Origin of the sequence: Sulfitobacter sp. F26169L, assembly GCF_026410285.1 — a bacterium.
GTDB lineage: Bacteria > Pseudomonadota > Alphaproteobacteria > Rhodobacterales > Rhodobacteraceae > Sulfitobacter.
Genome location: NZ_JAPMLP010000001.1, coordinates 813401 through 832256 on the forward strand (window position 1 = coordinate 813401; position 18856 = coordinate 832256).

The 18856-nt window shown below is 56.4% G+C and carries 19 protein-coding genes; 13 read left to right on the forward strand and 6 right to left on the reverse strand.

Annotated features, from left to right (window positions below):
* The first annotated feature begins 8 nt into the window (after nucleotides 1–8).
* The 5 genes from OS189_RS03870 (at nucleotide 9) to tsf (ending at nucleotide 3962) form a co-directional block, all read left to right on the forward strand.
* Entirely contained in the window at nucleotides 9–191 is a 183-nt protein-coding gene (locus tag OS189_RS03870; RefSeq protein WP_267165946.1) for a DUF3553 domain-containing protein, read from the forward strand.
* 146 nt (nucleotides 192–337) lie between these two features.
* Nucleotides 338–1102, forward strand: coding sequence for an L-ornithine N(alpha)-acyltransferase (olsB, locus tag OS189_RS03875; protein WP_267165947.1), 765 nt, complete (start codon nucleotides 338–340; stop codon nucleotides 1100–1102).
* On the forward strand, nucleotides 1099–1932 hold the full coding sequence (gene olsA / locus OS189_RS03880; RefSeq protein ID WP_267165948.1) for a lyso-ornithine lipid O-acyltransferase: 834 nt from the start codon (nucleotides 1099–1101) through the stop codon (nucleotides 1930–1932). Before olsB ends, olsA begins: the two co-directional genes overlap by 4 nt.
* A gap of 182 nt (nucleotides 1933–2114) precedes the next feature.
* A complete protein-coding gene (gene rpsB, locus OS189_RS03885; protein ID WP_267165949.1) occupies nucleotides 2115–2987 on the forward strand; it encodes a 30S ribosomal protein S2 in 873 nt (290 codons plus the stop codon).
* A 99-nt stretch (nucleotides 2988–3086) separates the two neighbouring features.
* Nucleotides 3087–3962: a translation elongation factor Ts gene (tsf, locus tag OS189_RS03890; RefSeq protein ID WP_267165950.1), complete on the forward strand. Its 876-nt coding sequence runs from the start codon at nucleotides 3087–3089 to the stop codon at nucleotides 3960–3962.
* A gap of 404 nt (nucleotides 3963–4366) precedes the next feature.
* On the opposite strand, the gene OS189_RS03895 is transcribed toward tsf, so the two are convergent.
* Both OS189_RS03895 and aroQ read right to left on the reverse strand, forming a co-directional pair.
* Nucleotides 4367–5122 (reverse strand): LuxR family transcriptional regulator, encoded by a 756-nt coding sequence (locus tag OS189_RS03895; protein ID WP_267165951.1) that lies wholly within the window; start codon nucleotides 5120–5122, stop codon nucleotides 4367–4369.
* A complete protein-coding gene (gene aroQ / locus OS189_RS03900; RefSeq protein WP_267165952.1) occupies nucleotides 5119–5559 on the reverse strand; it encodes a type II 3-dehydroquinate dehydratase in 441 nt (146 codons plus the stop codon). The genes OS189_RS03895 and aroQ overlap by 4 nt, the downstream gene beginning before the upstream one ends.
* 284 nt (nucleotides 5560–5843) lie before the next feature.
* Here aroQ and OS189_RS03905 point away from each other — a divergent pair, with 284 nt between their 5' ends.
* The gene (locus OS189_RS03905; RefSeq protein WP_267165953.1) at nucleotides 5844–8027 is read left to right on the forward strand and encodes a dehydrogenase E1 component subunit alpha/beta; all 2184 of its coding nucleotides are present in this window, start codon (nucleotides 5844–5846) and stop codon (nucleotides 8025–8027) included.
* The gene (locus OS189_RS03910) at nucleotides 8024–9055 is read left to right on the forward strand and encodes an ACP S-malonyltransferase (protein WP_267165954.1); all 1032 of its coding nucleotides are present in this window, start codon (nucleotides 8024–8026) and stop codon (nucleotides 9053–9055) included. The genes OS189_RS03905 and OS189_RS03910 overlap by 4 nt, the downstream gene beginning before the upstream one ends.
* A gap of 28 nt (nucleotides 9056–9083) precedes the next feature.
* Here OS189_RS03910 and OS189_RS03915 read toward each other — a convergent pair whose 3' ends face one another.
* Genes OS189_RS03915 through OS189_RS03925 form a run of 3 tightly spaced genes read right to left on the reverse strand, consistent with a single transcriptional unit; the run spans nucleotide 9084 to nucleotide 11137 of the window.
* The gene (locus OS189_RS03915; protein WP_267165955.1) at nucleotides 9084–9605 is read right to left on the reverse strand and encodes a gamma carbonic anhydrase family protein; all 522 of its coding nucleotides are present in this window, start codon (nucleotides 9603–9605) and stop codon (nucleotides 9084–9086) included.
* Nucleotides 9602–10243 carry a guanylate kinase gene (gene gmk, locus OS189_RS03920; protein ID WP_267165956.1) on the reverse strand — a complete coding sequence of 214 codons (642 nt, stop codon included), beginning with the start codon at nucleotides 10241–10243 and terminating at the stop codon, nucleotides 9602–9604. The genes OS189_RS03915 and gmk overlap by 4 nt, the downstream gene beginning before the upstream one ends.
* A 3-nt stretch (nucleotides 10244–10246) precedes the next feature.
* Nucleotides 10247–11137, reverse strand: a complete 891-nt coding sequence (locus tag OS189_RS03925; protein ID WP_267165957.1) for a YicC/YloC family endoribonuclease — start codon at nucleotides 11135–11137, stop codon at nucleotides 10247–10249.
* Nucleotides 11138–11448: 311 nt separating this feature from the next.
* Here OS189_RS03925 and OS189_RS03930 point away from each other — a divergent pair, with 311 nt between their 5' ends.
* On the forward strand, nucleotides 11449–12105 hold the full coding sequence (locus OS189_RS03930; protein ID WP_267165958.1) for a PAS domain-containing protein: 657 nt from the start codon (nucleotides 11449–11451) through the stop codon (nucleotides 12103–12105).
* A gap of 41 nt (nucleotides 12106–12146) precedes the next feature.
* Here OS189_RS03930 and OS189_RS03935 read toward each other — a convergent pair whose 3' ends face one another.
* Complete coding sequence (locus OS189_RS03935; protein ID WP_267165959.1) at nucleotides 12147–13517, reverse strand: class II 3-deoxy-7-phosphoheptulonate synthase; 1371 nt, start codon at nucleotides 13515–13517, stop codon at nucleotides 12147–12149.
* 185 nt (nucleotides 13518–13702) lie between these two features.
* Here OS189_RS03935 and OS189_RS03940 point away from each other — a divergent pair, with 185 nt between their 5' ends.
* From OS189_RS03940 to OS189_RS03960, 5 genes are all read left to right on the forward strand, one after another.
* On the forward strand, nucleotides 13703–14707 hold the full coding sequence (locus OS189_RS03940) for a GlxA family transcriptional regulator (RefSeq protein ID WP_267165960.1): 1005 nt from the start codon (nucleotides 13703–13705) through the stop codon (nucleotides 14705–14707).
* Nucleotides 14704–15795 carry a hypothetical protein gene (locus OS189_RS03945; RefSeq protein ID WP_267165961.1) on the forward strand — a complete coding sequence of 364 codons (1092 nt, stop codon included), beginning with the start codon at nucleotides 14704–14706 and terminating at the stop codon, nucleotides 15793–15795. The genes OS189_RS03940 and OS189_RS03945 overlap by 4 nt, the downstream gene beginning before the upstream one ends.
* Nucleotides 15796–15946: 151 nt before the next feature.
* Nucleotides 15947–17140 carry an ABC transporter substrate-binding protein gene (locus OS189_RS03950; protein WP_267165962.1) on the forward strand — a complete coding sequence of 398 codons (1194 nt, stop codon included), beginning with the start codon at nucleotides 15947–15949 and terminating at the stop codon, nucleotides 17138–17140.
* Nucleotides 17141–17253: 113 nt separating this feature from the next.
* Nucleotides 17254–18036 carry an ABC transporter ATP-binding protein gene (locus OS189_RS03955; RefSeq protein WP_267166072.1) on the forward strand — a complete coding sequence of 261 codons (783 nt, stop codon included), beginning with the start codon at nucleotides 17254–17256 and terminating at the stop codon, nucleotides 18034–18036.
* A complete protein-coding gene (locus tag OS189_RS03960; RefSeq protein ID WP_267165963.1) occupies nucleotides 18033–18851 on the forward strand; it encodes an ABC transporter ATP-binding protein in 819 nt (272 codons plus the stop codon). The genes OS189_RS03955 and OS189_RS03960 overlap by 4 nt, the downstream gene beginning before the upstream one ends.
* Nucleotides 18852–18856 lie beyond the last annotated feature (5 nt).

The following is an 18856-nucleotide window of genomic DNA, read 5'->3' on the forward strand; positions in this document are numbered from 1 at the left end:
GAATGATAATGGAAGATTTCAACGCAATCCTGACGCCGGGAATGTTGGTGCGCCATCCAGATATGCCCGATTGGGGGGTCGGGCAGGTACAAAGCAATATCGGTGGAAAACTCACTGTGAACTTCCGTGACGTTGGCAAGATTGTAATTGACAGCAGCCGGATCACCCTGCTCCCTGTGTTTGATGGTTAACCATTACAAATTTGTGTTAACAAAGTGTAACGAAAACCGGGGCAACTCCAGATAGCAACCTTAGGTTGCGCCTTGATACTTCCTGGCACGTTGCCAATATGCACCGGAAAACCTATCTAGACGACAGATCACACATGGGGAGCGTCATGACCCGTCAGGGCAGGGCAGAATTCAGCGTCAGGCTGGCAAAGACTGCGGAAGAACTGCACGCCGCGCAGCGGCTGCGTTACGATGTTTTTGTGCGTGAATTGGGCGGCGGCGGTGATCTGGTAGACCATCATCAAAAGCTTGAGCGCGACCGCTTTGATCCGTTTCTTGATCATATGATCCTGACCCGAAAAGACGATGATACCGTAATTGGTGTTTACCGTTTGCTGCGCGGCACCCGTGCCCAGCAGGCTGGCGGGTTTTATTCCGAAAACGAATACGATCTGGACAAGCTGAAAACCTCGGGCCGGCGGCTACTGGAATTGGGGCGATCCTGCCTGCACCGTGATTATCGTGGCGGGATTGCCATGCACTGCCTCTGGGCGGGGCTGGCCGATTATGTCGCCGAACATGAAATCGAAATACTGTTCGGTGTCGCCAGCTTCCACGGTACTGACATTGAAAAACTTGCCGCGCCTTTGTCGTTGCTTCACCAGCGTCACCTTGCACCGCCTGAACTACGCGTGCGCGTGCATGAACAGTCGTTTCAGCGCATGGATCTGATCGATACCGATACCTTGGATCGCCGTGCCGCGATGGTGCTGGTGCCCAGCCTGATCAAAGCATATTTACGCCTTGGCGGGTGTGTGGGCGAGGGGGCATTTATTGACCATGAATTCAACACAACCGACGTTTGTCTGATCATGGACACCGCAAAGCTGAATTCAAGGCAGGCAAAAATTTACGGCGGATCAAACAAATGAATCCGACTTGGGACAAAGGTAGCCACCCTGACATGCCAGCCATCGGCGGCGCTGACTGGCTGCGCGTGGGGGTGCGAGGTAGTGCGCTGGCCTTGCTTGTGTTCGGCGGGCTGGTCATCCTGCTGCTCACACGCTTGATCGAAAGGCCATTTTACAGGGTTCACCGCCCCGTAACGCCCCACATTACACAGTTTGTCTGCCGCAACGCTTTCCGCATTCTTGGCATTAAGTTTTCAGTGACCGGCGTGCCGATGACCGCGCGCGGTGCCGTTGTGGCCAATCACTCCAGCTGGCTGGATATCTTCGCGCTGAACGCCGCCAAACGGGTGTATTTTGTATCAAAGGCCGAAGTAGCCGCATGGCCTGCCATCGGATGGCTGGCCCGCGCCACCGGCACCGTCTTTATCGAGCGTAACCCGGCACGCGCGCGCATGCAGACCGAAGCATTTCAGAACCGCCTGCTGGCGGGGCACAAACTGCTGTTTTTTCCAGAAGGCACCAGCACGGATGGTCAGCAAGTTTTACCTTTCAAAACCACGCTGTTTCAAGCATTCTTTGCGCCACAGCTCCGCGACGAAATCCAGGTGCAGCCGGTGGCCGTGATCTATCATGCACCAGCGGGAATGGACCCGCGTTTTTATGGCTGGTGGGGCAGTATGGAGTTCGCCGCGCATCTGCTGGCCATCCTTGCGCCCGCCAGACAGGGCGCTGTTGAGGTTGTATATTGCACACCTTTGAAGGTGGCCGACTTTGAAAACCGCAAAGCGCTGGCAGCGGCCTGTGAAACTGCCGTACGCACCGCCCACGGCACGGCCTTGCCGAAAGCCTGAGAGCGGGGCAAATCCTGCGTCTTTTGCACTTGCGGAATGGCCCTGCCTGCGGTAAGCGCACCCTACTTAATCCCGCAGTCGGGGATGGGACATTTCGGGGAGACATCCCGAAGGTTCCGCCGGTTGGCCCACATTCCGTGTGTCATACCCCCGACGAGGCTAAACCGGAAAGGTATAAAGACATGGCTCTTCCTGAGTTCTCCATGCGCCAACTGCTTGAAGCAGGCGTACACTTCGGCCACCAGACACAGCGCTGGAACCCGCGTATGGCACCGTACATCTACGGCGCGCGCAACGGCATCCACATCATGGACCTGACGCAGACCGTTCCTATGTTGGACGATGCGCTGAAAATTATCCGTGACACCGTCGCCAAAGGCGGCAGCATTCTTTTTGTAGGCACAAAGCGTCAGGCAGCACAGCCGATCGCCGACGCCGCAGAAAAATGCGCACAGTATTACATGAACCACCGCTGGCTGGGCGGCACGCTGACCAACTGGCAGACCGTGTCCAAATCCATCCAGCGCCTCAAGCACATCGACGAGCAATCCGAGCAGGGCTTTACTGGCCTGACAAAGAAAGAACGTCTGGGCATGGAACGTGACCAGGGCAAGCTTCAGGCATCGCTTGGCGGTATCCGCGAAATGGGCGGCCGTCCCGACCTGATCTTTGTGATCGACGTGCGTAAAGAGCAGCTGGCGATTGCCGAAGCCAACAAGCTGGGCATTCCGGTTGTGGCCGTGGTTGACACCAACTGTTCCCCTGACGGCATCGATTACATCATTCCCGGCAACGATGACGCGGCACGCGCGATTGCGCTTTACACCGATCTGGCTGCCCGCGCTGCGCTTGACGGTATGTCCGCACAACTGGGCGCTGCCGGTGTTGATCTGGGCGCGATGGAGCAGGCACCTGTTGAAGAGGCTGTTGAGCCTGTTCATGACATGCCATTGGGTGGCGCATCCGAAGAAGCAGCATCAAACGATGCAATGTCCAAGGATGCCGTTCTGGATATCGAATCCAAAAAAGAGACAATGGAAAAAGCCAAGTCCTGATGCGCGCGCGACTGCGGTCGCGATATCTGCACACGCTTGGACGCGGGGCAGGGTAACCTGCCCCAACGCAATTTACACATAGATGAGGGAACCAAAGCGATGGCAATTACAGCATCCATGGTCAAAGAACTCCGCGACTCAACCGGCGCGGGCATGATGGACGCCAAAAAGGCGCTTACCGAAACAGATGGTGACATGGAGGCAGCGGTTGACTGGCTGCGCACCAAAGGTCTGGCAAAAGCCGCCAAGAAATCCGGCCGCACCGCGGCAGAGGGTCTTGTCGCTGTGAAGGTTGAAGGTGGCCGCGGCGTTGCGGTTGAAGTCAACTCCGAGACCGATTTCGTCGGCAAAAACGCCGACTTCCAGAAAATGGTTGCAGGCATCGCAGATGTCGCTGTTTCCGTGGCTGACCTGGACGCGCTGAAAGCGGCTGACATGAACGGTAAAACCGTTGAACAGACCGTAACAGATGCAGTTGCCGTGATCGGTGAAAACATGTCTGTACGTCGCATGGCCGCTGTCGAAGGTGATGTTGTTGTGTCTTATGTTCACAACGCAGCTGCACCTGGCATGGGTAACATCGGCGTTCTGGTTGCAATGACCGGTGGTGACGAGGCATTTGGCAAGCAGATCGCGATGCACATCGCAGCGACCAACCCTGCGTCCCTGTCCGAAGATGATCTCGATCCGGCAGTGGTTGAAAAGGAAAAGCAGGTTCAGATGGACATCGCACGCGAATCTGGCAAGCCGGAAGCCGTGATCGAAAAGATGATTGTTGGCCGCATGAAAAAATACATGTCGGAAATCACTCTGGTGAACCAGCAGTTCGTGATCAACCCTGACGTGACCGTTGGCGAAGCCGCAAAAGAAGTGGGCGCGACAATCACAGGTTTTGTGCGTCTTGAAGTTGGCGAAGGCATCGAAGTGGTAAAAGAAGACTTCGCAGCAGAAGTAGCAAAAGCCGCCAAAGGCTAAATTACCTTAACATGGTTCAAGAAGAGGCGGGGCTGTTCAAGCTCCGCCTTTTTTCGTGAAAATCGGCATTTGATATATTCTAGTTTACATCCAAGCACCGCGCTTTTGTGCGAGAAATGTTACAGCGCGATTTCCATAGGGACATAGAAACCGCGCTGTTAGCCAAGACCCCAAATGTCGACAGCTCCGGGGAGAGCAGGGGCCTTGGGTGCTCCGGCCAGTGGGATATAAAAACAACCCCACTGGTACCGGCAACCTGACAGAGCTCTGTAATCACAAAGGTTTTTCAAGTTGTCCGCCAGACCAGCTAAGCCTTAATGACCTGACAAGGTTATTCTGCACTGAAATTTCCCCTACGGAAAGTACGGAATTCCGTACCCCTGTAGTAGCCTCTCAAATTGCGGCTAAACGTCCAGCACAAACATCTGGTTGGCAAATGCTGCTTTCATCACCGCTTGGGCAGTGGTTTCAACATCCAGCGACACGCGCGCAAGACGCAAATGCTTTTCAACGGTCGCCGCTGTCAATCCCATGATCACGGCAATATCCTGAATCGTTTTGCCATCGCCGACCCATTCCAGCACCTCAAGTTGGCGCGCGGTCAATGTACGATTTGGGGCTGTATAGGGCAGGGTAAGTATTTTGAGATGAACGATATTGTTCATCAACGTAATATCGGTTCCGTGCTTGGCCCAGATACTATCCACTGCGTTTTGATCCAACCCTTGCCGCGCCGTGAGCGCAATCGCCCCCTTAGAACGTGCCGAAATCGATTTGAAACTAATGGAATAACCTGCCGTAACGCCCATATCACGGTTAAACTCCAACACACGCCGCTCCGACGGGCTAAGCGTTTTGGATTGATCCATCTCGGAAAGCAATTTCCAGCTTTTCGCACCTTCATTGGCAAGCGCCCAGTGAACCATGGGCGCGTGAAAATAATGGCCTTCGTCTAGGAATACATCAACATAATCGCGGCTGTGATTGGTAAGAATGATGAAATCACTCGGATCTCCCAAAGATGTCGACGTCCGGTAGTGAGTGAAACCGTAAAGCAATCTGTCAAATCCGTATTCGGCCATCTTAACAACATGCGCTTCCCACAGATCTTCGATGCTTTTACTGTTGGCAACGCCTAAAAGATAGCTGCGCAAACTCATTTGGGCGTTATCCTTTCAGCCAGCGCATCAAGCGCCATCAGATATCCCTTCGGACCGAAACCGCAGATCTGCCCGATTGCGACCTTCGAAAGGTAAGACACATGGCGAAACGCCTCACGCGCGTGAATATTGCTGAGATGAACCTCAACCATTGGCAGCTCAACCGAGGCGACCGCATCCATCAGCGCAATCGACGTATGGGTATAAGCACCGGCATTGATCACAAGCCCGTTGTGAACACCTTTGGCGCCATGGATCACGTCGATCAGTGCTCCTTCGTGGTTGGATTGGGTGCACGAAATGTCCAGTCCAAGCGTTTCTGCATGCCGAGCGCAGGCCATCTCAATATCAGCAAGGGTGGTCGTGCCGTAAACTTCCGGCTGGCGTTGGCCCAGCAGATTTAGATTGGGACCGTTAATTATTAGAACCGAGGCCATAAATTTTCCGATACGTTAAGACGTAAAACCCTGCCAGCGTTATTGCGCGCTGTCTAGCCGTGGTGTGCGCGTTTTACCTCATCTAACGCAAACAGCAGGTTGTAACCGATAGTGAATTCACACAATCAAGACCATTACCCTCCTATCTGGCAATCTAATTTAATTACATAATACTGATTATACATATTGTATATTCAATTGCCGGAACCACCCTTAATCGGCATTGACCTTTCCATGCGTGTTATAGAACCTGCCCCGAAACCAACCCTCGACTGGAGTCTTCCATGGATCGCGCTGCCATTGTCCACCAGAATTTTCTTCGTCGTTTGGCTGCTGATGATCTGCCCGATGGTGCGGCACCTGATCCGTCCATACCGCACACCAAACTGGTTGAAATCTTCCGCTCCCAGACGCTCAGCCGTCAGTTGGACCGCACCAGCCGTATGATGCAAGCCCAAGGTAAAGGCTTTTATACAATTGGTTCTTCGGGCCACGAAGGCATGGCAGCCGTTGCAGAAGCTTTGCGGCCGACAGACATGGCGTTCCTGCATTACCGTGACGCAGCGTTCCAGATACAACGCGCGTCGCAGGTAGATGGGCAAAGCCCTGTCTGGGACATGCTGCTCAGCTTTCGTGCTGCTGCGGCTGATCCCATTTCTGGCGGGCGTCACAAAGTTCTCGGCTCGCGCGCGCTCAATATTCCGCCGCAAACATCAACCATCGCCAGCCATTTGCCCAAGGCTGTTGGTGCGGCTTATTCTATCGGCCTTGCGCGCCGTACCAAGCCCGAGCATTGCTGCCTGCCCGATGACAGCATTGTTATGTGTAGTTTCGGCGATGCGTCATCTAATCACTCCACAGCCCAAGGCGCGATCAATACTGCCTGTTGGACCAGTTTCCAGTCGGTGCCGCTGCCGCTTCTATTTGTGTGCGAGGACAACGGCATAGGCATCTCTGTTCCCACGCCGCGCGGCTGGGTTGCAGCCAATTACGCCAATCGCCCCGGGCTGCGGTATTTTGCCTGTGACGGTCTGGACATGGCGCAGACGCTGCGCGTATCACAAGCCGCTTCCGATTACGTGCGCCGCACCCGCAAGCCTGCGTTTTTGCACATCAGCACTGTGCGTCTGTACGGTCATGCCGGATCGGATGTGGAGATGACATACCGCGACAAGGCCGCAATTGAGGCATCGGAGGCGAACGATCCGCTGTTGCACTCGGCACGCATCCTGCGCGACAGCGGTGCGAGCACTCCTGCGCAATCACTTGAAATATATCACGAACTTGAAGAAACCTGCCGTCGCGTGGCAGACGAGGTTATGCAGCAGGAAACGTTGACGACTGCCGAAGGCGTAATGGCCAGTATCATTCCCCCTGCCCGCGATTGCGCGCCAACAAACGGCCCGTCTGCGGAAGCGCGTGAAGCCATCTTTGGCAACGATATCAAACAGATGAAAGAACCACAGTCGATGAACCGCCTGATCGGTTGGGCACTGACGGACCTGATGCTTGAACACGGCGAGATTATCGTTGCAGGAGAGGATGTTGGCCGCAAAGGTGGTGTTTATGGCGTGACCCAGAAACTGCAAAACCGCTTTGGCCCGGACCGTGTAATCGATACCCTACTGGACGAGCAATCTATCCTTGGCCTGTCCATCGGCATGGCGCACAACGGCTTTACCCCGATCCCCGAGATCCAGTTCCTTGCCTATCTGCACAACGCCGAGGACCAGTTACGCGGTGAAGCAGCCACGCTCAGCTTTTTCTCGGACGGGCAATACACCAACCCGATGGTGCTTCGCATTGCGGGGCTGGGCTATCAGAAAGGGTTTGGCGGCCATTTTCACAATGACAACTCCCTCGCAGTGCTGCGCGACATTCCGGGGCTGATCATCGCCTGCCCGTCAAACGGCGCCGACGCTGCGATGATGCTGCGCGAGGCGGTGCGCCTTGCGCGTGAAGAACAGCGGGTTGTAGTCTTTGTCGAACCGATCGCGCTCTACCCGATGCGCGATCTGCATGACAGCGGCGATGGCGGCTGGCTTACACAGTATCCCGCACCAGACAGGCGGATTGCATTAGGCGAAGTTAACGTCACTGGAAAGGGGACCGATCTGGCAATCATCAGCTATGCCAACGGATATTTCCTCTCAACACAGGCTGACAAGGCATTGAAAGAAAACGGGATTGATACGCGGTTAATTGACATGCGCTGGCTTGCGCCCATGCCCGCCGATGCGCTGCTGGAGGCGACAAAGGACTGCCGCAATGTCCTGATTGTTGACGAATGTCGCAGTACCGGCAGCCAGTCCGAAGCACTGATGGCCCTGTTCGCCGAGGCGGGACGCAGTCGCGTGGCGCGGGTCACCGCGCAAGACAGCTTTATCGCGACCGGCCCCGCCTATGCGGCCACCCTGCCCTCGACCGATGAAATCACCGCCGCGGCGACCGCCCTGGTGGCGTCATGAGCCGCCCGACCGCCGTTCTTATTTGCCCGGGCCGTGGGACCTACAACAAGGGAGAGCTGGGCACCCTTTCACGCACCCATCAGGGCAACGACCTGATATCACAATGGGATGCCATGCGTACCGATGCCGGTCAGGAAACGCTTAGCGATCTGGACAGCGCCGCGCGCTTTTCCGCCAAGCGCCATACCACGGGTGATAACGCCTCGGCATTAATTTATGCCTGCAGCTATCTGGATGCGCGCGCCGCATTCAACAGCCACAACATCGTCGCGGTGACAGGCAATTCGCTGGGTTGGTATATCGCGCTTGCTGCCGGTGGCGGTGCAGACGCATTGAACGGGATGCGGATTGTGAACACCATGGGCACATTGATGCATCTGCACGGGCGCGGCGGGCAAATCCTGTTTCCGTTTGTCGATGACAGCTGGCACCCGATTGAAGGCGAACAGGCACGTCTGATAGATCTGATCCGCGAGATTGATGACAAACCCGATCATCAGCTGGCGCTGTCCATCCGCTTGGGTGGGATGCTGGTTGTGGCCGGTAATGACGCCGGGCTGACAGCTTTCGCACGTGGCGTTGGCGGGAATGATACCCGCACCCCGCTTAATTTGCCCAATCATGCCGCATTCCACACCAGCCTGATGGGAGATGTGGCCCAGATGGGCCGTGATGCGCTACCAGAATCCTTGTTCAGTGATCCACACACAGCACTTATTGACGGACGCGGCTCGGTCTGGAATCCGCAGGCGTCCGATCTTGCAGCGCTGCGAAACTACACGCTGGGCCACCAGATCACGCAAACCTATGATTTCACTGCTGCTGTGCAATCTGCCGCGCGCAATTTTGCGCCTGACAGGTTTATCATCACCGGCCCTGGCACCACGCTGGGCGGTGCGGTGGCACAGGCGCTGATTGCGATCAAATGGCAGGGTATCGACAGCAAGAACGCGTTTATGCAGCGGCAGAAAAAATCACCGCTGATTGTCAGCATGGGGCGTGAAGACCAGCGCGAACTGGCGCTGTAGCGCCATCTTTCTGTTGGCTGGCGAAAAGTTACGCCGGTTTCAGATCAGACGAAAACCGTGCCGCGTTTTCCTGATAGTGCAGCGCGCTCATCGTCAGGCCCTTGATTGCGGCCTCGTCCAGTGTGCGCACAACCTTACCTGGTGCGCCCATCACAAGGCTACCGTCAGGGATCACCTTGTTTTCCGTAATCAGCGCCCCTGCCCCGATCAGGCAGTTTTTGCCAATCTTTGCACCGTTCAGAATGGTCGCGCCCATCCCGACAAGCGAATTATCGTCGATGGTACAGCCGTGCAACATGACCTTGTGACCTATTGTGCAATTCTTGCCAATTGTCAGCGGATAACCGACATCAGTATGGAAAACGCAGTTTTCCTGCACGTTCGATCCCGCCCCGACAGTGATTGTTTCGTTATCCCCGCGCAGCGTGCAGCCGAACCAGACAGATGATTTTTCCTCCAGCACAATATTTCCAATCACATTGGCATCCGGTGCGACCCATGCGGTATCGGCAACTGTGGGGGCGACGTCGGCAAGAGCGTACAGGGTCATTTCAAATCCTCGAATTCTGATTGCAGGCGGCGCGCAATTGCACTCAGCTGGGGTTGCTGGGTGCGCTTCAGGCGCTCGGCGGTGATAATAGTCTTCAGCTTTTCTTCTGTGGCGTCCAGATCATCATTTACCAGAACATAGTCATACCCGTCCCAGTGGCTGATCTCGTCCCAGCTTTTTTGCATACGTTTGGCGATTGTAGGCGCGTCATCCTGACCGCGCGCTACCAAACGGCGGTGCAATTCACTAATGGACGGGGGCAGGATAAAGATTGACAGCGTATAGAGCCCCAGCGGAGAGTTGCGAATTTGCTGCGCACCCTGCCAGTCGATATCAAACAAAACATCGCGCCCGGCGTTGATGCCCTGCTCAACCGGCTCTTTGGGGGAACCGTAAAAGTTGCCGAACACATGGGCGTGTTCCAGCATCTCGCCGTCCGCGACCCATTTGCGGAACATTTCCTCGGATACAAAGCGGTAGTCTTTGCCGTCCACTTCGCCCTCACGTGGCGAACGGGTGGTTGCCGATACAGAAAAGCTCAGCGTGTCATCCCAGAGCATCAGGCGCTTTGCCAAGGTGGATTTGCCAGCCCCCGACGGGGACGACAGGATAATCAATAGGCCGCGGCGGTCGCTCATATTCTACTCCACATTCTGGACTTGTTCGCGCAACTGGTCGATCACGGCCTTCAATGCCAGCCCGACGCGGATCAGATCCGTGTTTTGTGCTTTGGCACACAGGGTATTGGCCTCGCGGTTGAATTCCTGCATCAGGAAATCAAGCTTGCGCCCGATTGGCCCGCCCTGTGCCAGCAAATCCCTTGCGGCTGAGACATGGGCTTTCAGGCGGTCGATCTCTTCGGTGATATCGGCTTTGACCGCGATAAGGGCCAGTTCGGCGGCAATTCGGTCAGGCTCTATCCCGTCGACGTTTTCCATCACCCGCGCCAGGTTACGTCTGAGGGTTTTTGCCATCTGTTCCGCCCGCGTCTGTCCCAATGCTGCGGCCTCGGATGTCAGCGTTTCAATCTGGTCCAACTGGTTGTGCATGACTGTCGCCAATGCGGACCCTTCTGCGGTGCGCATTGCGTTGAAATCCGCAAGCACCGTTTCGAATTCCACCACCAGTGTTTTTGCAAGCGCTTCGTTGTCGTCCTCGATCGCGGCCTGTTCCAAAACGCCACGCATGGTCACGATGTCAGTCGCCTTGGAGGGGGCGAGCGACACACCAGCATCCATCGCCGCAGCTTCGATCCGGCCCAAGGCCGCCAGTACGGTGGCAAGCTGGTTTTCGTTTACAGCCAGATCACCGGCACCTTCCTCGCGCACGATCCGCAAGCCCAAGGTTACATTGCCCCGCGCCACACCTGCTCCAAGCGCTTTGCGCAAGGCAGCCTCAAGTCCGGGAACCCAGTCAGGCACACGGATGCGCAGATCAAGACCTTTGCCATTCACGGCGCGCAACTCCCAGCTCCAGCTGTGGGGTGACAGCGCACCTGATTTGGCTGCAAAGCCCGTCATTGACCTGATCATCGCGCGCACCTCCGGATATGCTCGGGGTTGGGATAGGGGTTTTCCCCCCTTACCTGCAAGCCCTTCACGGCGATATATCGCCAAAACTTCCGTTCATTTCATTAACCTTTATGACTGAAATATGACCATTGCGAGGCAACAGATGATAAAACCTCCACACGGACGGACAGCGTCAGAACGGCGCAAACAGGGAGTATTCAGCCCAAAATCACATAAATGTGCGTGTATCCGCCTATTTCACAGTGTTACCTTTCAACCGAGCGAGAGCAACAATGGACAATTCAAAGCAAAACCAGCAAAAAGTGGTTACCATGTCTGATTACAAGCCTCACACCGGATACGTCCCACTCTCTCTTGTTGAGGCCTATTGGGATGCGCTGCGCGCGGGTCGTGAAATGCCCAAGCGCGCAGAGATTGATCCGCGCGGGATCGAAAGCGCGCTGGAGTTTGCCTTTATTCTAGAACGTGTCGCCCCGGGGGTAGCGCGGATGCGGATTGCCGGCAGCCATTTAAATGACATCATGGGGATGGAAGCGCGCGGCATGCCGCTGACCGCTTTTTTCGAACAGCACGGACGCACCCGCATTGCGAGCTTACTGGAAGAAGTGTTCCAGACCCCTGCAACTGCCGAAGTACGGATGCAGGCCACCGGCGGCCTTGAATTGTCAAAGCTCGAAGCACGCATGGTCTTGCTGCCCCTGAAAAGCGATCTGGGCGATGTCAGCCGTATTCTGGGCTGTCTGGTCAGTCAGGGTGATCTGGGCGATGCGTCGCGGCGTTTTGAAATACGCGATGTAAAGCTGCGTCCGCTGGGCATGGAGCCGATCCCGCACCCCGCGCTAAACCAACAGCCACGGACCGAAGGATTTGCCGATCCGCAGGCCGCTTTTACCCGCCCCGAACCACAGACAACGGCGTCACGAAAGCGGCGTCCGCCCTATCTGCGCTTGATCAAAACCGATACCTGAACCGAGGGCGAGGCACCCTGCCCCGCCCGTAGATTGCCAAGCTATACAGCCGCTTGGGCTGCTGTCTTATTACGGCGCGCCGAGAGTTCCTCGGCCACCAGAAACGCCAGTTCCAGCGACTGGCTGGCGTTCAGGCGCGGGTCACAGGCTGTGTGGTAACGATCCGACAGATCTTCGTCGGATACCGCGCGCACACCGCCGGTACATTCTGTTACGTCCTGTCCTGTCATCTCGAAATGCACACCACCGGGAACAGTGCCTTCTGCGCTGTGAACGCCAAAGAACTCGCGCACTTCGCGCAGGACGCTTTCAAAGGGCCGTGTTTTGTAGCCCGAGGACGACTTGATCGTGTTGCCGTGCATCGGATCACAGGTCCAAACCACATTCGCGCCCTCTTCCTGCACCGCCTTCACAAGGCGCGGCAGGTGGTCACCCACAGCGCCCGCGCCAAAGCGCGCAATAAGCGTCAGGCGGCCCTCTTCGTTATCGGGGTTCAGCTTGGTCATCAGCTTTTTGAGATCGTCCACTTCCATGCTTGGACCACATTTCAGGCCAATCGGGTTCTGTACACCCGATGCAAATTCCACATGCGCACCGTCAGGCTGGCGTGTGCGGTCACCGATCCAGATCATGTGGCCCGATCCTGCCAGCCATTTGCCTGTTTCCGCCTCCTGGCGGCACAGTGCCTCTTCGTATTCCAGCAGCAGGGATTCGTGGCTGGTGTAGAATTCTACCGATTGCAGCGTATGGGCATTATCAGGCGACACACCCGCAGCGGCCATGAAATCCAGCGTGTCGGAAATACGTGCAGCTAAATCGCGGTATTTCGCTGCCTTCTCCCCATCGGTAAAGCCCAGCGTCCAGCCGTGCACCTTGTGTACATCCGCATAACCACCGGTCGAGAACGCACGCAGCAGGTTCAGCGTGGCCGCTGACTGCGTGTAGGCGCGCATCATGTTTTCGGGATTGGGAATGCGGGACTCGGCGGTGAAGGCGAGATCATTGATGATATCACCGCGATAGCTTGGCAACTCGACGCCGTCCACAACCTCCATGTTGGCCGAGCGCGGCTTGGCGAACTGGCCTGCCATGCGGCCCACCTTGATCACGGGCACTTTGGCACCGTAGGTCAGCACCACCGCCATTTGCAGCATCACCTTGAAGGTGTCGCGGATCATATCGGAACTGAACTGCTCGAAGCTTTCGGCGCAATCGCCGCCCTGAAGCAGGAACGCATCGCCGCGCCCTGCGGCTGCCAGATGCTTGCGCAGGCGACGTGCCTCTCCTGCAAATACCAGAACGGGATAGCGTGACAGTTGCGCTTCAACAGCCTCCAGGGCCGCCTGATCGGGGTAGTCGGGCATTTGAATCCGCGGCTTTGCGCGCCAGCTTGATTTGCTCCAGGTCGTCATGTCATCGCTCCGGTCTTTGGCGTTGGCGCAGGGAAGACGCGCGCAAACGCTGGGTAGATGCCCCGTATACAAAACCTGCTCCTACATGACCATATGTCAATTCCATCCTTGACCTCGCTTTTGTCCTTATGCCCTAGTGACGCACCGTTTGTCGTTTACCTTATATCTACTGTGGATTTTGCACTATGGCCCAACCTCCTCACGCACAGCGCATCCCCGAAGATCCCGACAAACCGCGCCGCTTTATGTTTGTGCTGCTGGACAAATTCAGCCTGCTTTGTTTTTCAACAGCTGTGGAAAGCCTGCGGATCGCTAACCGGATGGCCGGGCGGACCTTGTATGAATGGCAAACAATCGGTGAAGGCGGTCAACATGCAGCCTGTTCTGCCGGAATCGTTTTCCAGCTTGATAACGATCTGGTCGAGATGAATCGCGAAGACACGATCATGGTATGCTCCGGTATAGATGTGCAGTCGGCCACTTCGAAAAAGGTTCTTTCATGGCTGCGTCGCGAATCCCGCAAGGGGTTGATCATAGGGGGCCTGTGTACGGGGGCATATTCACTGGCCAAGGCCGGTTTGCTGGATGGGCGGCGGGCAACCATCCACTGGGAAAATCAGGACAGCTTTGGCGAGGAGTTTGAAGAGGTCACACTGACCAAATCGGTTTTCGTTGTCGACAATAACCGGATGACCACTGCCGGCGGCACCTCCTCCATCGATCTGATGCTCAAACTCATCGCTGATGATCACGGCGAAGATCTGGCGAACGCGGTTGCAGACCAGCTTATCTATAGTTCTATCCGCACCGATCAGGACACCCAGCGCCTGAGCGTGCCAACCCGCATCGGCGTGCGCCACCCGAAACTGTCGGCGGTGATCCAGATCATGGAAACCAATATCGAAGAACCGATAAGCCCCTCGATCCTTGCGCAGGATGTGGGCATGTCGACGCGACAGCTTGAACGTCTGTTTCGCCGTTACCTCAACCGCTCGCCCAAGCGCTATTACATGGAACTGCGCTTGCAAAAAGCGCGCAACCTGCTGATGCAAACGGACATGAGTGTGATAAACGTGGCGCTGGCCTGCGGCTTCGCCTCGCCCTCGCATTTCTCCAAATGCTACCGCGCGCATTATGATACCACCCCGTACCGCGAACGCGGCAGCCACGCGGCACGCCTGTCCATTTGAGCATTGTCCTACGTATCCTTGCGATATTTCTGGCGTTGGTCACGGGGCTGGTTCTGGCACTGACGCTTTATTTCGGCGCGCCAACATTCTACGGCTTACGCCCTCATGCCGTCAGCCCTGATCTGGATCACTACGAAGTAGGCGAGCTTGTTGCACTGGCACAGGACGGGCCGCCTTCGGGCATTCTGATCTATGATGAATGGTACAAGGATCGCGACGGGAAAACAGGCTGGTTTGTCCTGCCGTTGACCCAGCCGCAAAACATCGACTTTGGCGCGCATGGCGTTCTTGATCCGGCACTGTCCAAGCTGTTTGGCGCCCGTCCGCGCCAGTGTAACGGCACGGGGTTGCCCGAAAAAATGATCCGCCTGATCGAACCCGACCGCACCCGCCCCGGTTTTGCGGGTCGTTCCACCTGCGCACGCGCGCGCATGGATCTGGGCGCAGTCATCGCTGCCGCTACGCCCGCAATCAGGCACAAAACTGATATGACACACGCAGCGCTGTCTGCCTTTGATGCCGCGCCCCCATCAATGGCGCTGCGCGACAACGTTCGGTTATGGCCAACGCCCTATGCCTATCACCGCACCATTTCATCACCCGTTATCTGGACCCAAACCACACCCACCGGCAGAGAAAGGATGTATCAACTGACCCGTGAAATCACCGATCTGGTAGAGGCAAATACCGTTGATGGCCACGTCGGGCTGCGCTTGCGCGTAGAGGATTGGCAGCCCGCGACATCGGATAGCTTGGCGGAACCGCAACTGCCGATCAGGCGAGACAGCGGCGAAATATTGATCAGCGGCATCGAATTTCGCCGCTTTGATATCGTTGTTCTCTTTGCGACGGATCCGCGCGCAGCCTGTGATAATGTGGCTGCCGAACCCTTCTTCCAAGGCATTTCCGCGTTGCGGAATCCCCAGATTCTAAAGACAGCACTGGCGGCTGCCAAACCGATGAGCGATGAACTCAAGGGGATAGGTGATGTCCTGCACGAGCGCGATCTGGCGCGTGAAGCAGCGCTTTCCCCAACGTCAAAAGAACGCCGCTTTCCAGTGACTTGGTACGAAACATCAAACCCTTAGACGGGATTTTCAACCCCGGTTCCGGCTTGGGAACCAGTATACACCGCGCCACAAAACGCGGCGACAAATCATGGGAAAAATCTGCTTCTCTTTTGTGCCCCTCCCGCATAGTCTTTGCTGCGAACATTACGTTCCAATTTGGGAGAAACACATGAAAAAGATGCTTATGGCCACAACGGCCGCAGCACTTGTGGCAACAGGCGCATTTGCTGAAAGCCACGCAAACGAAGTCAAACTCGGTATCCTGTTCGGATTTACCGGACCAATTGAATCGCTGACCGGCCCGATGGCTCAGGGCGCCGAACTGGCGATGAGCGAAGTAACAGACAGCGGCAAGCTACTGGACGGCGCCAAAGTCAGCCCGATGCGCGCAGACACCGGCTGTATCGACAGCGGTCTGGCAGCATCAAACGCCGAACGTCTGATCGCGGACGGCATCAACGGCCTGATCGGCGCGGCATGTTCAGGCGCAACAGGTGCGGTTTTGCAAAACGTCGCTGTGCCAAACGGCATGGTTATGATTTCGCCCTCTTCCACTTCGCCCGGTCTGACCACAGTCGAAGACAACGGTTTGTTCTTCCGTACAGCACCATCCGATGCGCGCGAAGGTCAGGTCATGGCAGAGCTGCTGATCGAACGCGGCGTAAAATCCATCGCGTTGACCTACACCAACAACGACTTCGGCAAGGGCCTGTCGGATGCGATCGAAACCTCGTTCAAAGAGCTGGGCGGTGAAGTCACTATCGTTGCAGCACACGAAGACGGCAAAGCAGACTATTCCGCCGAAGTAGGCGCGTTGGCTTCTGCCGGCGGTGATATTCTTGTTGTTGCAGGTTACCTTGACCAAGGTGGTGCTGGCATCATCAACGCCGCACTTGACGCAGGTGCATTCGACACATTCGGCCTGCCAAACGGCATGGTCGGCGATGCGCTGCCAGAAGCAATCGGCCCTGATCTGAACGGCTCTTACGGCCAGATTCCGGGTGCCGAAGGCAAAGGCATCGAGGTGTTTAGCAAAATGGCAGAAGATGCCGGCTTCCCCGGAAGCTCTTCCTACGCGCCAGAATCATACGATGCCGCCGCACTTTTCATGCTCGCGATGCAGGCTGCAGGATCCTCCGATCCGGCAGACTATGTTTCCAAGATAATAGATGTTGCAAACGCACCCGGCGAAAAAATCTATCCAGGCGAGTTGGGTAAGGCGCTGGATCTGTTGAAAGACGGTCAGGATATCGACTATGTCGGCGGCTCCGCTGTTGAGCTGATCGGGCCGGGTGAATCTGCGGGTTCCTACCGGATCATCGAGATTATCGACGGAAAAGTTGAAACTGTAGGTTTCAAATAAGCCTTTACCGCTCTATCCGGAGCGATTAGGACGCAGCAGCCCGACCACCGTGTCGGGCTGTTTGCACAACCAAAAGAACCGCACAGCAGATGCGGCAAACGGGGATGGGACATATGATCGTCGTCGACGATTTACACAAACATTTTTCGGGATTTCATGCTGTGGACGGCGCAAGCCTGACCATCAATGAAGGCTCTATTACCGGATTGATCGGGCCTAACGGTGCGGGAAAAACGACACTTTTCAATGTGATCGCCGGTGTTCTTAAACCAACATCGGGACGTGTGACGATGGGCGGCGAGGATATCACCGGCCTGCCGCCGCATACGTTGTTTCACAAGGGTCTGCTGCGTACTTTCCAGATCGCCCATGAATTCCACTCGATGACCTGCCGAGAGAATCTGATGATGGTTCCGGGGGGGCAATCGGGTGAGGTGTTGTGGAACACGTGGTTCGGGCGCAAGCGCATCGCCAACGAGGAACGCGCCCTGCGCGCCAAGGCCGATGAAGTGCTGGAGTTTCTCACCGTCGAGCATCTGGCGGACCAGAAAGCCGGACAGATATCCGGCGGGCAGAAAAAACTGCTGGAACTGGGCCGGACCATGATGGTGGACGCCAAGATTGTGTTTCTGGACGAAGTCGGCGCAGGCGTGAACCGGACCCTACTCAACACTATTGGCGATGCCATTTTACGACTCAACAAAGAGCGCGGGTACACATTTGTCGTGATCGAACACGATATGGAATTTATCGGCCGCCTTTGTAACCCGGTAATCTGCATGGCCGAGGGCCGTGTGCTTGCCGAAGGCACGTTGGACGAGATCAAAGCGAACGAACAGGTCATCGAAGCCTATCTGGGCACCGGCCTCAAAAACAAAGAACAGGTGGGCGCATGAGCGATCCATACGGCGACCGCGGTAATAAAGACCGCTCGATTGCAAACGCAGACGGACAGGGATCGGTCCTGCCCAAAGCCAGCGGAAAAAGCTACGCGGCAGCTGGCGGTCCGTTTCTGATCGGAGACAACATGACCGGTGGCTATGGCAAAGGCCCCGACATTTTGCACGGTTGCACCATCGCTGTCGACAAAGGCGAGATCGCTGTGATCGTCGGCCCCAACGGCGCTGGCAAATCAACGGCCATGAAGGCGGTGTTCGGGATGCTTGACGTCCGCTCCGGCTCGGTCCGCCTTGATGGCGAAGATATTACCGGCCTCAGCCCGCAGGCGCGTGTGGCCAAGGGGATGGGGTTTGTGCCGCAGACCTCCAATATCTTCACCTCTATGACGGTCGAGGAAAACCTGGAAATGGGCGCGTTCATCCGCCGCGATGATTACCGCGCCACGATGGAGCAGATATATGACCTGTTTCCAATCCTGCGCGACAAACGCAATCAGGCCGCCGGAGAGCTTTCCGGTGGTCAACGCCAGCAGGTTGCCGTGGGCCGCGCGCTGATGACACAGCCCAAAGTACTAATGCTCGACGAGCCGACAGCAGGTGTTTCCCCCATCGTCATGGACGAGCTTTTTGACCGCATCATCGAAGTGGCCCGCACCGGTATCCCGATCCTGATGGTAGAACAGAACGCCCGACAAGCGCTTGAAATCGCGGACAAAGGATATGTTCTGGTCCAAGGTGCCAATGCCTATACTGGCACGGGCAAGGAACTGCTGGCCGATCCCGAAGTGCGCAAATCGTTCTTGGGGGGCTGAGGCGT